Source organism: Streptomyces griseiscabiei (genome assembly GCF_020010925.1).
In the GTDB taxonomy this organism is placed as follows: Bacteria; Actinomycetota; Actinomycetes; order Streptomycetales; family Streptomycetaceae; genus Streptomyces; species Streptomyces griseiscabiei.
In genome coordinates, this window is sequence record NZ_JAGJBZ010000002.1 from 63332 (window position 1) to 76609 (window position 13278).

General features: G+C 71.0%; 12 protein-coding genes. 5 read left to right on the forward strand and 7 right to left on the reverse strand.

The window, feature by feature from the left end; translation table 11 throughout:
* Positions 1–6 precede the first annotated feature (6 nt).
* Positions 7–1341, reverse strand: coding sequence for a M14 family metallopeptidase (locus J8M51_RS17890; protein WP_086758236.1), 1335 nt, complete (start codon positions 1339–1341; stop codon positions 7–9).
* 434 nt (positions 1342–1775) lie between these two features.
* Between J8M51_RS17890 and J8M51_RS17895 the strand changes: the two genes are divergently transcribed.
* Together J8M51_RS17895 and J8M51_RS17900 are read left to right on the forward strand one after the other, a co-directional pair.
* On the forward strand, positions 1776–2162 hold the full coding sequence (locus tag J8M51_RS17895; protein WP_398856369.1) for an ATP-binding protein: 387 nt from the start codon (positions 1776–1778) through the stop codon (positions 2160–2162).
* Positions 2163–2215: 53 nt separating this feature from the next.
* A complete protein-coding gene (locus J8M51_RS17900; RefSeq protein ID WP_086758232.1) occupies positions 2216–3538 on the forward strand; it encodes an Nramp family divalent metal transporter in 1323 nt (440 codons plus the stop codon).
* A 10-nt stretch (positions 3539–3548) separates the two neighbouring features.
* On the opposite strand, the gene J8M51_RS17905 is transcribed toward J8M51_RS17900, so the two are convergent.
* Positions 3549–4853: a hypothetical protein gene (locus J8M51_RS17905; RefSeq protein ID WP_267299310.1), complete on the reverse strand. Its 1305-nt coding sequence runs from the start codon at positions 4851–4853 to the stop codon at positions 3549–3551.
* 55 nt (positions 4854–4908) lie between these two features.
* Entirely contained in the window at positions 4909–5418 is a 510-nt protein-coding gene (locus tag J8M51_RS17910; RefSeq protein ID WP_216591374.1) for a SigE family RNA polymerase sigma factor, read from the reverse strand.
* Between the two features lie 151 nt (positions 5419–5569).
* Between J8M51_RS17910 and J8M51_RS17915 the strand changes: the two genes are divergently transcribed.
* Positions 5570–6091: a hypothetical protein gene (locus J8M51_RS17915; protein WP_086761853.1), complete on the forward strand. Its 522-nt coding sequence runs from the start codon at positions 5570–5572 to the stop codon at positions 6089–6091.
* A 39-nt stretch (positions 6092–6130) separates the two neighbouring features.
* On the opposite strand, the gene J8M51_RS17920 is transcribed toward J8M51_RS17915, so the two are convergent.
* From J8M51_RS17920 to J8M51_RS17935, 4 genes are all read right to left on the reverse strand, one after another.
* Positions 6131–7261 carry an epoxide hydrolase family protein gene (locus tag J8M51_RS17920; protein ID WP_086761851.1) on the reverse strand — a complete coding sequence of 377 codons (1131 nt, stop codon included), beginning with the start codon at positions 7259–7261 and terminating at the stop codon, positions 6131–6133.
* 199 nt (positions 7262–7460) lie between these two features.
* Positions 7461–8492: a CU044_5270 family protein gene (locus J8M51_RS17925; protein ID WP_086761849.1), complete on the reverse strand. Its 1032-nt coding sequence runs from the start codon at positions 8490–8492 to the stop codon at positions 7461–7463.
* Positions 8489–9160, reverse strand: a complete 672-nt coding sequence (locus tag J8M51_RS17930) for an RNA polymerase sigma factor (protein ID WP_086761847.1) — start codon at positions 9158–9160, stop codon at positions 8489–8491. Before J8M51_RS17930 ends, J8M51_RS17925 begins: the two co-directional genes overlap by 4 nt.
* Positions 9161–9274: 114 nt before the next feature.
* Positions 9275–10954 carry a chitinase gene (locus J8M51_RS17935; RefSeq protein ID WP_256966149.1) on the reverse strand — a complete coding sequence of 560 codons (1680 nt, stop codon included), beginning with the start codon at positions 10952–10954 and terminating at the stop codon, positions 9275–9277.
* Between the two features lie 292 nt (positions 10955–11246).
* Here J8M51_RS17935 and J8M51_RS17940 point away from each other — a divergent pair, with 292 nt between their 5' ends.
* Together J8M51_RS17940 and cpaB are read left to right on the forward strand one after the other, a co-directional pair.
* Positions 11247–12149: a hypothetical protein gene (locus J8M51_RS17940; protein WP_086761843.1), complete on the forward strand. Its 903-nt coding sequence runs from the start codon at positions 11247–11249 to the stop codon at positions 12147–12149.
* A gap of 131 nt (positions 12150–12280) precedes the next feature.
* Positions 12281–12997, forward strand: coding sequence for a Flp pilus assembly protein CpaB (cpaB, locus tag J8M51_RS17945; protein WP_086761841.1), 717 nt, complete (start codon positions 12281–12283; stop codon positions 12995–12997).
* Positions 12998–13278: the final 281 nt, after the last annotated feature.

The window sequence follows — 13278 nt, forward strand, 5'->3', positions numbered from 1 at the left end:
CACGACTCAGCCGCAGTACTGCGCTTCCTTGCCGATGGACCGGTACATGCAGTCCGAGTTCTCCAGCAACTGCAACACCGCGTCCCGGTTCCGCGCGGTCTCCCGCGCGATCACCTCGTCGGGCGGATAGAACCCGCCCCCCGACGCCGACCCCGGATACATCTCGAACGTGTACCCGAAGATCTTCTGGTTGCCCCACAGCCAGTCGTCGATCGACCCGTCCGTGATGTAGAGGTCGCTGGACTGTTCGGGCGTGTACCCGTTGCTCGCGGCCATCTTCCCGCCGACCGTGGCGAACGCGTTCCGGTCGTCGGCCGTCATCCCGGTCGCCGTGTCGGCGGTCGTGTACCCGAACGGCCACAGCACGAGTTCGCTGTAGGTGTGGAAGTCGATCCCGGTCTTGATCTGCTGGACCCCGCCGACGACCCGGCTGCGCACGAAGTTGGCGACGACCTTCACCTCGGGCGCCGACTCGGCGGACGGACCCCGGTAGGTCTCCGAGGACGTCGACCCGGAGGAGCCGCCGCAGCAGCCCCAGCGGTAGTTCCAGTTGCGGTTGAGGTCGGTGCCGACGGCCGACGAACCGCTGTTGGGCTGCCGGTTCTTGCGCCACGAGCGGTAGGACCCCGTCGCGACGTCGTACTCGCCGCCGTCCGGGTTGACGTCCGGGACGATCCAGATCTCGCGGTTGTTCACCATGTTGGTGACGCGGGAGTCGGTCCCGTAGTCGGAGGTCAGCTCGCCCAGCAGGTAGAGCGCCATCTCGACGGTGAGGTGCTCACGGGCGTGCTGGTGGTGGGTGAAGAGCACCTCGGGCTCGGCCTCGTCCGTGCCGACGTTGTCGCTGATCTTGATGGCGACGATGTTCCGGCCCTGGTACGTCGTGCCGATGACCCGCTGGCTGGCGATCGAACTGTTCGCCGCGACCACGGAGTTGATCTCGCTCGTCATCTCCGCGTAGTTGTGGTAGCGGGAGTCGGCGGACGGGAAGTCGAAGAGCCGTACGTCGTCCTCGCCGTTCGACCGGTCGGGGGCCGCGCCGAGCGGGCTGATCTCGTAGCCCTGCTGCTTCAGCTTCTTGATCTGGTCCGCGCGTCCGGAGACGAACACCGAGTGGTCGTCGGCGTCGTCGACGGTCACTCCGGCCTGCTGCAGCGCCGTACGGGACTTGCTGTCCGAGTGCATATGGACCTCGTACTGGCGGATGTCGTCCGCCGAGGCCCTGGGCCGCTCGCCGCTGGTGGCCGTGGCGTCCGTGGTGGTCGCGGTGACCGGGGCGGAGAGTGCCAGCGCCAGCAGGGTGGCGAGGGCGGCGGTGCGGCCGCGTATGCGGAGTCGCATGAAGTCTCCTTGTTTCTCCAGGGATTCCGGGGTCTCCGGAAACGGGGAGTGGAGCGGGGGGTGGATCCTTGCGACGTGCCTCGGGCCGGCCGGTGACCGTGGGGGTGCCCGGCAGACCCTGTGCGGGTGTGGCGCTCATGGTCCGGGTCTGGCATGACCAGGTCAAGAGTGACCGGGGGGTTCACGGTGTGTGCGAGCCGTCCGTAAAGGCGTACACAACCTCGTACACGCACATCGCTCGCGTACATGCCCAATTGCGGACGTACCCGGACCGGAAACAGGTATATGCACGGGCGGAAACGGGTATTCCTCCCCGTGTGCCGGGTACGCGCGGCGGCAACCCTGGAAGCATGCTGCAACTCTCCGGGGGTCTCCTTCCGGATTCCGGCCCCCATTTCGCCTCGTACCCCCAACCGCCCATGGGTGCGGGCCATTTGAGCGTCGAGTACGACCCCCGTCCCACCGCCGCCGCACAGGCGCGCGCGCAGGTGCGCAGGCAGTTGGAGGGATGGGGTCTGCTCGAACAGACCGACACGGCGGAGCTGCTGGTGAGCGAACTGGTCACCAACGCGCTGGTGCACGCGGAGAGCCGGCTGAAGCTGACGCTGTCGGCCTCGCACGGCGTGCTCCGCTGCGAGGTGTCGGACGCGGACGGCCGCCCGCCCCGGGTGCGCCGGGCGACGGAGATATCGGAGAGCGGCCGGGGGATGTTCCTGGTGGACGCGCTCGCCGGGCGCTGGGGCTGCCACGAGGACGGACCGGGCAAGACCGTCTGGTTCGAACTGGGCACCTGCGGCATCGACGGCTGCGGTGGGCCCTAGACACCTGGCACGCCCTCTTGTCCGCCGTGGTCCTTTGGGGTTTCTTGACCTCCATGGCGGACACCACGGGAAACCCCACAGACACACCCGCAACCTCCGGCACCAACCCCCCACCCCGTAAATCCAGTTGGAAGTACATCGGTCCCGGCATCGTCGTCGCCGCGACCGGTGTCGGCGCCGGCGACCTCGTCGCGACCCTGATCGCGGGCAGCAACTTCGGCTACACCCTGCTCTGGGCGGCCGTCCTCGGCTGTCTCGTCAAGATCTCCCTCGCCGAGGCCGCCGGCCGCTGGCATCTGTCCACCGGCCGCACCCTCTTCGACGGCTGGGCGAGCCTCGGCCGCTGGACGACATGGTTCTTCGTCGTCTACGTCGTGATCTGGGGCTTCGTCTACGGCGCCGCGGCGATGTCCTCCAGCGCCCTGCCCCTCCAGGCGCTCTTCCCGGACGTCATGGACCTCAAGTGGTGGGCCGTCCTGTGCGGCCTGAGCGGGCTGGTCTTCGTCTGGTTCAACAAGTACGAGGTCTTCGAGAAGGTCATGACGGTCCTCGTGGGCGTCATGTTCGTGGTGACCGTCTATCTGGCGATCAGGGTCACCCCGAACCTCGCGGACGCCTTCGCGGGCCTCCTGCCCGTCCTGCCCGACGAGAAGGACTCGATCCTCAACACCCTCGGCCTGATCGGCGGCGTAGGCGGCACGATCACACTGGCCGCGTACGGCTACTGGGTCAACGCCAAGGGCTGGACGAACTCCGGCTGGATGAAGGTCATGCGCCTGGACAACCGGGTCGCCTACCTCACCACCGGCATCTTCGTGATCGCGATGCTCTTCGTCGGCGCCGAACTGCTGCACTCCGCGAACGTGGCCATCGCCAGCGGCGACAAGGGCCTGATCCAGCTCGGCGACATCCTGGAGGACGAGTACGGCACGGCCACCGCCAAGTTCTTCCTGATCGGCTTCTTCGCCACCTCGTACACCTCCCTCATCGGCGTCTGGCACGGCGTCAGCCTGATGTTCGCGGACTTCGTGGCGCGCTACCGCAGCAAGGCGGCGGGCAAGGGCGCGGAGGTCGCCTCCGGCGAGCGGGAGCGGTCCTGGCCGTTCCGCGCCTATCTGCTCTGGCTGACCTTCCCGCCCATCGTCCTGCTCTTCCAGGGGCAGCCGTTCCGCCTGATCATCCTCTACGGCGTCCTCGGCGCCGCCTTCCTCCCCTTCCTCGCCGCCACCCTCCTGTGGCTCCTCAACTCCTCCCGCACCCCCCGCGAATGGCGCAACGGCATCCTCAGCAACGCCATGCTCGCCCTCGCGGGCCTGCTCTTCCTCGTCCTGGCCGTCAAACAGATCTGGGACCAGCCGTGGGCGGACTTCTTCTGACGCCGGGCCGTCAGCCGAGCGACTTCCACCGCTCGCTGGTGGCGATCTCCCGCAGCTGAGCCAGGGTGAGCGCGGGGGTCTCGCGGGTCGCGGCGGTGTGCTGGGCGCCGGAGTTGAAGGCGCTGATCACGACCCGCAGCCCGTCGGCGCGGAGTGTGTCCGCGGTCCACATGACGACCCCCTCGCCGCCCTTCTCCCCGGGGCCCTGCCGGATGGCGACCTTCGTACCGTCGGGCAGGGTCTCGGCGTCGGCGCCGAACAAGGTGCCCGCGTGGTCCGCCACGCCCGGCTGCACATTGATCTGCACCAGGCTCCGCCCCTCGCCGTCGTCGAGCACGACGTACGCGAAGTCCGACGCCTGGCTGTCCTCGGTGACGACGTCGACGCCGTCGGGCAGGAGACCGACGAGGGTCTTGCGCATGGCCTCGCCCTCGATGACCGGGGCGTCGGCCGACCCGCCCCCGGGGGGAACCGTCGACGACTCCTCCTTCTCGCCCTGGTCCTCCCGTGAGCCGCCGTTCTCCGGCTTCTCCGTGATGGCGTCGACGACCGCCCGCCAGCCCGGGTCCCCGGCGATCGCCTTCAGGGAGGCGAGCGGCAGCGGCGGTTCGGCACGGGTGACGGGCGCGTCCTTCTGCGCCTCGGCGTTCCACTCCATGACGCTGACCTCGTACCCCGCCGGGTCGACCAGCTGCGCGTACCAGTGCTTGGTGTCCACCCGGCGGTCCGGGTACTCGTAGCCCTGGAAGAGCATCAGCCGCGCACCGCCCGGCAGCGTGCTCTCCTCGCAGGAGTCGTAGCCGACGAACGTCTTGTCCGGGCAGTCGGTCAGCTGCCGGGCGTGCTCGCCGTCGGCGTCGATCCGCCCGAGCCCGAGCCGCACGGCCCCGCCGCCCTCGCCGTCGTCGTACACGACCTCGGCGTACGGCCCCCCGTCCGCGCCCGTGCCACGGGCGGACTCTCCGCTGATCTTCCCGTCCGGCAGCAACGCCCTGAACCTGCGCACGAGTTCCGCGCCGGACACCGCGCCGTCGTCGTCCCTGACGCCCGGCCCGGCGGCCCCCTTCGCCGCCACCGACTGCTTCCCGCCCCCGTCGCCGGACCCGGGCAGCAGGAGCGTCCCGCCCACCCCGACGAGTGCGATCCCCGCGACCCCGCCCAGCATCGCGGCCCGCCGACGGAACAGCAGCCGTCGGCCGCGTGCGGCTCCGCCGCCGGCCAGCGCGTGATGATCGGTCTCGAAGGTGCCGCCGGCCCGGCGCATGGCGTCGCCGAGCCTGCCCTCGAAGGGGTCTTCGTGCTGTTCCTGGAGCATGACGAACCGCCGTTTCTGCGAGGGAGTGTGCTGGTGTCGGTGGGTGCGGGGGCGCTCAGGGGGTGGCGTACTCGCCGATGGCGTCGCCGAGCAGGACGCGCAGCCGGGCGAGGGCGCGCACACATCGGGTGCGCACCGCCGCCGAACTGGCGTTCATCGCCGCGGCGGTCTCCTCGACGGACCGGTCCTCCCAGTAGCGCAGGACGATCACGGCCCGGTCCTTCGGCGGCAGTTGGCCGAGCGCCTCGACGAGGGTGAGCCGCAGGGAGGAGTCGGAGCCGGGCGCGGCGGGCACGTCCGGGATCACGTCGGTGGCCCGTTCCCGGCTGCTGAGCCGCCGCCGATGGGCGAGGAAGGTCCTGGTCAGCACGGTCTGCGCGTATCCGGCCGGGTTGTCCGCCCGCCGCACCCGCCCCCACTTCACATACAGCCGGCCGAGCGTCTCCTGCACGAGGTCCTCGGCGAGATGGGTGTCCCCGCCGGTGAGCAGACACGCCGACCGGTACAGATGCCCCGCGCGCGCCGCCGCGAACTCCTGGTATCCGTCCGCGCGGACTGATCTCATCTCCGGCTCCCCCTGAACGAGCTCATACGGGGCCGTGGCCGTCTCTTCGCCCCTCACTCCTTTGATGCGGTGGCACCCGGGGAATGTTTCACGAGCGGGGGAGGGATACGGTTCCTACGAGTCACACCGACGGGGCGAGGGACGAACAGCCATGGACCAGCAGCCTGAACAGGGCCGCCAGCAGCCACCGCCACCCTGGACGCCGCCGGGCGCCCCCCAGGGCTTCGGCCCGCCGCCTCCGCCGTACGCGCCGCCGGCCCCGCCTCCCGGACAGCCGCAACAGCCGTACACGCAACCGCCGCAGGGGCCGCCGCCGTACGGTCGGCCGGCACCGGCCGCTGCCCCCTACCCGTACCCCCAGGCCCAGCCGCAGGCGGGCGGCGCGCCCTCCCAGGGCCCGGAGTTCCTGGCCGTCGACCGCCGCAACTCGGTCGTCGTCGACGTCAACGGCGTGGCCTTCGAGGACCACGGTGTCTCCATCGACTTCTCCTGGCCGGAGATCCGCAGCGTGCACTACAAGGCGAGCGGCAACGGCAAGGCGCTCATGGTCGCCGTCATCCACGTGGACGGCACCTTCTTCGAGTGCACGGTCGAGGCGAAGCCCCGCGAGCGCCTCCACCAGTGGTTCGCGAACCTGGCCCAGGTGCTCGGCCACTACCGCCCGATGGGCTGAGGAGGCGCCCGTACGCGGGGACGTACCCGGCCCGCCGGGTCAGCCGAGGGTGCCGAAGAACTCCCGTACGTCCCCGGCCAGCAGGTCCGGGACCTCCAGGGCCGCGAAGTGGCCGCCGCGCTCGAACTCCGTCCAGCGGACGATGGTGTTGGCCTGCTCGGCCCAGCGGCGGATCGACACGTCCTCGCCGAAGTTGGCCACCGCGGTCGGCACCCCGGAGGTCGCCACCGGGAACCAGTCGACGACATGGCTGTTCTCGTAGTACATCCGGGCCGCGGAACCGGCCGTCCCCGTCAGCCAGTACAGCATCACGTTGGTGAGCAGCGTGTCCCGGTCGACGGCGTCCTCCGGCAGCGCGGCCGAGGAGTGCGTCCACGCCTGGAACTTCTCCATGATCCAGGCGAGCTGGCCGACGGGGGAGTCCGTGAGGCCGTAGGACAGGGTCTGCGGGCGGGTGGACTGCAGGGCGTTGTAGCCGAAGCCGTCCGTGGTGAACTCGGCGATGCTCGCGAGGCTCCGCAGCTCCCGCTCGTCGAGACCCTCCCGCTCCGCGTCGTCGACCGGGCCGAGCGGGATGAAGCCGACCGAGGCGGCGTTCACATGCACACCGACCACCGACTCCGGGGCGACCCGGGCCAGCGCGGGCGAGATCAGCGCGCCGAGGTCGCCGCCCTGGGCGCCGTAGCGCTCGTAGCCGAGCCGGCGCATCAGTTCCGCCCAGGCGCGGGCGACGCGGGAGACGTTCCAGCCCTGCTCACGGGTCGGCCCGGAGAAGCCGAAGCCGGGGATGGACGGGATCACCAGATGGAAGTCGCTCAGGCGCTCGATCACGCCGAGGAACTCCACGATCGAGCCCGGCCAGCCGTGCGTGAGGATCAGCGGCAGCGCGTGGGGGTCGGACGAGCGGATGTGCAGGAAGTGCACCCGCGCGCCGTCGATCTCCGTGACGTACTGCGGGAGTTCGTTGAGGGCGGCCTCGTGCTTCCGCCAGTCGTAGGCGCCCCGCCAGTAGGTGGCGAGGTCGCGGAGATACGGCAGGGAGGCGCCGTAGGCCCATCCCGCGTCCGGAAGCTCGTCCGGCCAGCGGGTGAGGTCCAGCCGGGTGTGCAGATCGTCCAGCTGGGCCTGAGGGATGTCGATCCGGTGGCTGCGCACGCTGTTGTCTGTCATGAGTCCAAGGTAGGAAGGCTTGCGGACAACCCGTGTCCGCAAGGACCGGCGTTTTGCACCGATCTTCACGTACCCCCCTCTTGCCGGACAAGCCTTTCGAACAGGATCGAAAGGCCTTGACCGACGGCCCGGACACCCGGCCGGCGCGCCCGCCCGGGAGCAGGCCCGCCCGGTTCCCCGGGCGGGCCGCACGCGCCGCCTACGCCTTCGGCCGCTCCCGGTACTCGTCCACGACCCCCCGCTTCAGCACGGCGGTCTCGCTCAGGATCATGCCCTTGGCGCCCATCTCCGTGTCCGCCGACAGATAGCCGCGCTCGCCCAGATAGGTGAGGCTGTCCCGGTCGAAGATCCACTCCGTGGCCCAGGCCGACCGGGCGTCGACACGGCGGATGCCGACGCCGTGCCGTCCGGCCGGGTCGACCGCGTCCTCGATCCGGGTCACCCCGGGGATCCTCGCGGCGGCCCCGTACAGCGCGGCGGCGGTCCGAGGCGGCATCACCGACGCGTTGAGCAGCTCACCGATCTTGTCGAAGACGGCCTGCGACCGCTCCTGCCCCTCGAACGGCCTGGTGAGCCGCCGGAGTTCGGCGAGCAGTTCGTCGGGGTCCGTGGGCAGCGCGGCCAGCCACTTGTACGTCGGCCGGTCGATACCGGCCGGGACACCCGGCGACCCCGGCGGCAGCAGCTCCCGCAGCGGGGAGTACCCGCCGCCCTCGTAGTGCAGGGCCAACTGCTTCACCGGCCCCGGCTCCTGCGACACCCACTCCTCCCGCTCGCGCAGCTTCCCCGGCACGTACGGGCCGTTCACGTCCTCGGCCTCCGCCCCGGCCGTCAGGATCTTCACGTACACCAACTGGTCGTCACGGACCGGCTCGACGTCCGTCCGCGCGGCGACGTCGGCGATCCGGTCGAGCAGCCCGACGGCACTCTCCCCGGCGGACGGCCGCACGCCGTAAGGGGAGCCGGAGCCGGAGGTCGTGACCAGGCCGACGGTCAGCGCCCCCGCCAGCGTCAGCGCGGCGGCGGGCAGCCACAGCGCCGGGCGCGGCAGCCGGAGGCGGCGCGGACGGGGAGCCTCCGGCGCGGGGGAGCGGAGCCCGGGAGCGGCGGTCGCCGTGCCGTGCTCGTCATCGATGAGTCGCATCAAACGGTCCTTGTGGTGGGCGAGGCGACCGGGCGGGACATCCCGTTCGGGCGGGGGCGGCAGCAGCCGGGCCAGCTCCTCGTTCATCGGGAACCCTCCTGGATCTCCTTGAGCGGAAAGGCCGCGAACACGGCCTCGCTCTCCACCTCTCCGCGACAACGCCCCGGTTCCCTGTCTTTTGTACGCGTATCCGCCCGCCCCTCGCGCAGCCGCTCCTCCGTCAGCCGCCCGAGCCGTGCCCTCGCCCGCGACAGCCGCGACCGCACGGTCCCCACCGGCACACCCAGCGCCTGCGCCGCCTGCCCGTAGTCGAGGCCGGCCCACACGCACAGCGCCAGCACCTCCCGCTCCCCGCGCCGCAGCCGCCCGTACACCTGGCGCACGGCGGCGAGCCGGCGCGCGTCGTCGAGGCGCCCGGCGGTCTCCTCGGCGAAGTCGGCCACCGCGTCCGGGGCGGGCCGGCGGGCCAGGAAGGCCAGGCGGCGCCCGCGCGCACGGCCCGCGTTGCGCGCCTTGTTGGTCGCCATGCCCAGCAGCCACGGCTTCAACGAGCCGCCGTCCGGCTCCAGCCGCTCCCGGGTGCGCCAGGCGTCCAGGAAGGTGTCGGCCATCACCTCCTCGGCCGTCGACCAGTCACCGGTCAGCCGGTAGGCGTGGTTGTAGACGGCCCGCGCGCAGGCGTCGTAGAGCTCGGCGAAGGCCTCCCGGTCCCCGGCGCGTATCCGCGCCCGCGCCACCCGCTCGGGGTCACTCATCTCTCATGCACCTCTCCCACCTCACACCCTGCTCTCTCCATGAGGTGGGAGAGGTTCCGGTGACCTGCGCCACAGCCCTACAGGAGCCGTGCGGCACAGCCCTTCGGAAGCCGCCTACGGCAGCCCGTGCACATGCGGCCCCACCGCGTTCGACCACGCGTTGCCCGCCGTGGCGTCCCAGTTGGTCGACCAGGTCATCGCGCCCCGGAGGCCGGGGTACGTCCGCGGCGGTTTGAAGGAACCGCAGTTGGTGCCCCGCGCCAGACAGTCGAGGGCGTTGGTCACCACGCTCGGCGCCACGTACCCGCTGCCCGCGCCCCGGGTCGAGGCCGGCAGCCCCAGGCCCACCTGGGACGGGTCGAGCCCGTTCTCCAGCTGGACGCAGGCGAGGGCGGTGAGGAAGTCCACCGACCCCTGGCTGTAGACCTTGCCGTCGCAGCCCAGCATGGAACCGCTGTTGTAGTACTGCATGTTGACGACGGTCAGGATGTCCTTGATGTTCAGCGCGGTCCGGAAGTACGCGTTGGACGGCGACTGCATGTCGATGGTCTGCGGCGCCATCGTGATGACCAGCGACGGGCCGGCCTTCGCCGACAGCGCCCGCAACGCCTGTGTCATGTAGGTGGCGTTCAGCCCGTTCTCCAGATCGATGTCGACGCCGTCGAAGCCGTACGTCCGCATCAGCGCGTACACCGAGTCGGCGAAGTTCGCCGCGGAGGCCGCGTCGTTGACCGCGACCGTGCCGCGCTCACCGCCGACCGACACGATGACCTTCTTGCCGGCCGCCTGCTTGGCCCGGACGTCCGCCTTGAACTGGTCGACCGTGTAGCCGCCGAGCCCCGCGGAGTCGAGGGTGAAGGCCACCGCGCCCGGTGTGGCGGTGGCGTCCGCGAAGGCGACGGCGATGATGTCGTACCGCGACGGGACATCGGCGAGCTTCTGCACCGCCGCCCCGTTGTCGAAGTTCTGCCAGTACCCGGTCACCGCGTGCCGGGGCACCCCGGTGCCGCCGCCCGGCGTCGCGGTCGTCGTCCCCGTCACGGTCGCCGAACGGCCCGACTCCCCGGCCGAGTTGGCCGCCGTGACCTGGAAGGCGTACGAGGTGGAGGCGGCGAGCCCGGTCACGGTCGCCGAGGTGCCGGTGACCGACTGGACCTTCGTACCGCCCCGGTAGACGTGGTACCCCGTGGCGCCCGGCACCGCGTTCCAGGCCAGCGACACCGACGAGGACGTGGAGCCCGCCACCGCCAGCCCGGCCGGCGCGGACGGGATCGTCGGCGGCTGGTCGCCGCCCCCGCCGCCGTCGGGACCGAACACGGACACGTCGTCGGCGACGTACGCGGCCTGCCCGTACCAGCCGTGCGTGTACACCGTCACCGAGGTCGTCGAGGCGCCCGTGCGGAAGGTGGTCGACAGCTGCTTCCAGTCCGCCGAGTCCGGCGTCCAGGTGGACACGTCCGCCGTCCCGGTGCCGGTCGCGCCCAGATAGGCGTACCCGCCCCGCACCCAGGCGCTGAGCGTGTACGTCGAGCCGGGCCTGACGGCCACGGTCTGGGTGCAGCGGGCGTTGTCCTGCCCGGCCGGGGTGGCCCGCAGCGCGGACGCGCCGCCGTGCACGGGGGAGGAGACGGTGCCGCCGCTGCCCGCCGAGCAGTTCCAGTCGCTGAGCCCCGACTCGAATCCGGCGTTCCTGGCGTTGTTGATGTCCGCGGCGGACGCCTGTCCGGCGCCGGCGAGGGTGAGACCGAGGGCGAGAGTGGCGGCGGCTACGGCCCTCGACCGGAACCGCCGCATTTGTATGCGTCTTCTCTGTCTGAACATGCCCGGTACGCTGGTCCAGACCAATAGAGTTGTCAATACTCCCGGACGAGGCCCGTTCACCCGTACGGGTAGGTCCAACACCCTTCCTGGCCTGCCGAGTTGAGGCATATGCGTCTCACTCTGTGTGGATACGGCCCGTACCTTCGGTGAGTTGATCAAGGAGATCCAGTGTTGATCGGGCCATGGCGTGGATATGGTGCTGATGCAAGACGATGCAGGAGGGGCGTCGAGGCAGACGTCTTCCTCACAGGGGCCATCTGAGGCGGTGGTCGACCACCCCGCCGAAGTGAACGGGGTGGTGTGCAGCGTGCCGACCGCGATAGCCGTCACCAGTTCCGATCTGGTGCTCCCACCGCACGACCGGCAGACCCCGCCCGCTGTCGTACAGCCGCAGGAGACCCTCGAAGCCTCCCTGTTCGGCATGCACGCGCTCATCGAGCAGCACGGCTATGTCATCGCCCTCCACTCGTCCTCGGACGGGGCGGCCGTCGCCCTGCGGCTGCACACCGTCCGCTCCGTGCTGGAGAGCGACCGCATCGCCCTGCTCGGCGTCGACCTGCCGCCGCTCGGCCTCGCCCTGCTCGCCCAGCAACTGCGCCAGCTGTCGGTGTGCGACTTCAGCCCGGGAGTGCTCGCCTCCTCCGTACGCCTCCTCGCGCACTACATCTACGCCGGCGCCCTCCTCGGCTCCGTCGCCAAGCTCGACCGGGTGCCGGTCACGCTCACCTCGCACGCCAAGTCCTGGATGCCGGGCGCCCAGTTCGCCGTCCTGGCCAACCCCCGGCCCCAGCTGGTCCGCCTGAACGTCGCGGGCCAGGAGCCGCTCGCCGGGCCCGAGTTCGGCACCCGGCTGCTCGTCGCACAGGGACCGCAGCCGCCGTCCGACTGGGTCACCGCGACCCTCGCGCCGGCCTGGCAGGTGCAGGGCTCACTGCCGGTGCCGCTGCCCGAGGGATCGACCCGCTGGTGGGGGACCGGCAAGATCGTCGAGTTCGCCGCCGGCCTCTCCGACGTCTCCGTGCTCTACCAGCTCGTGTCGTCCGTCCGCCGCGAGACCTGCCACTGGTGCGGCCTCGAACTCATCGGCGACCGCTGCGGGTTCTGCGCGGCCCCGTTACGGGAACCGGAACCCCCACCCGTGCGCGCGCTGCCACGGGGGGCCGCATGACAGCCGCGCCACAACCGAACAGGCGGTACCGGGCCGCACGACCGCAGGGCCCGCGAGACAGCCACCCCCGCATCTCCACGGAAGAACAAGACCGCTCGACCGCCCGGCACTTCCCCACGAGGTGAGACGTAGTGAACTCACGCCAGCGCCGTGGCGTCATCCTGCTGGTCCTCTCGGCCCTGTGCGCCCTGGCCGCCTTCGCCGGGGTGCTCTCGGTGATCCGCGATGTGAACGCGAAGGTCGGACCCGAGGTGACCGCGTACCGGCTGAAGGGTGACATCGCGCCCTACGAGGAGCTGACGGCAAGCGAGTTCGAGAGGATCTCGATGCCGGAGCGGTGGCTGTCCGCCACGGCGGTCACCGATCTCGCGGAGATCCGCGGCAAGATCGCCGTCACCCAGCTGCGCAAGGGCTCCCTGCTCCAGTCCGACATGATCGTCGACCGGCCCGAACTCGAAGCGGGACAGCAGGAGATTGCGATCCTGATCGACGCCTCCACCGGAGTGGCGGGCAAGATCAACCCGGGGTCGCTGGTCAACATCTACGCCACCTTCGAGGAGAAGGACAGCGACTCCGGCAAGGACACGTCCAAGCTGATGGTCGCCGACGCCCGTGTCATCGACGTCGGCAAGCTGACCCCCCTCGAATCCGGCCAGTCCAGCAGCGACCGCCGGCGCACGGCCACCGAGGCCGTCCCCATCACCTTCGCGCTCGACACCGCCGATGCCCAGCGCGTCGCGTTCGCCGAGTCGTTCGCCGAACACGTCCGCCTCGCCCTGGTCGGGGGCGGGGAGGCCACCGTCGTCGTACCGGACGACCGTTCGTACACCCTCGACGAGGACAAGTAGGAGGCCCCGCGATGAGGTCGATCCGGAACGTCCGAACGAGGGCGCCCCACATGCCGCGCACCCCCAAGACCGACGCGGCGCGCTCACCCGCACCCGGCGGAACGTGCGTCGCGGCACCCGGCGGATGGCCCGTGGCCGCATCCGGCGGAAGGCCCGTGGCCGCATCCGCCCGAAGGACCGTGGCCGTACCCGGCGGATGGCCCGTGGCTGTACCCGGCGGATGGACTGTCGCCGCATCCGGCGGATGGCCCGTGGCTGTACCCGGCGGATGGACTGTCACC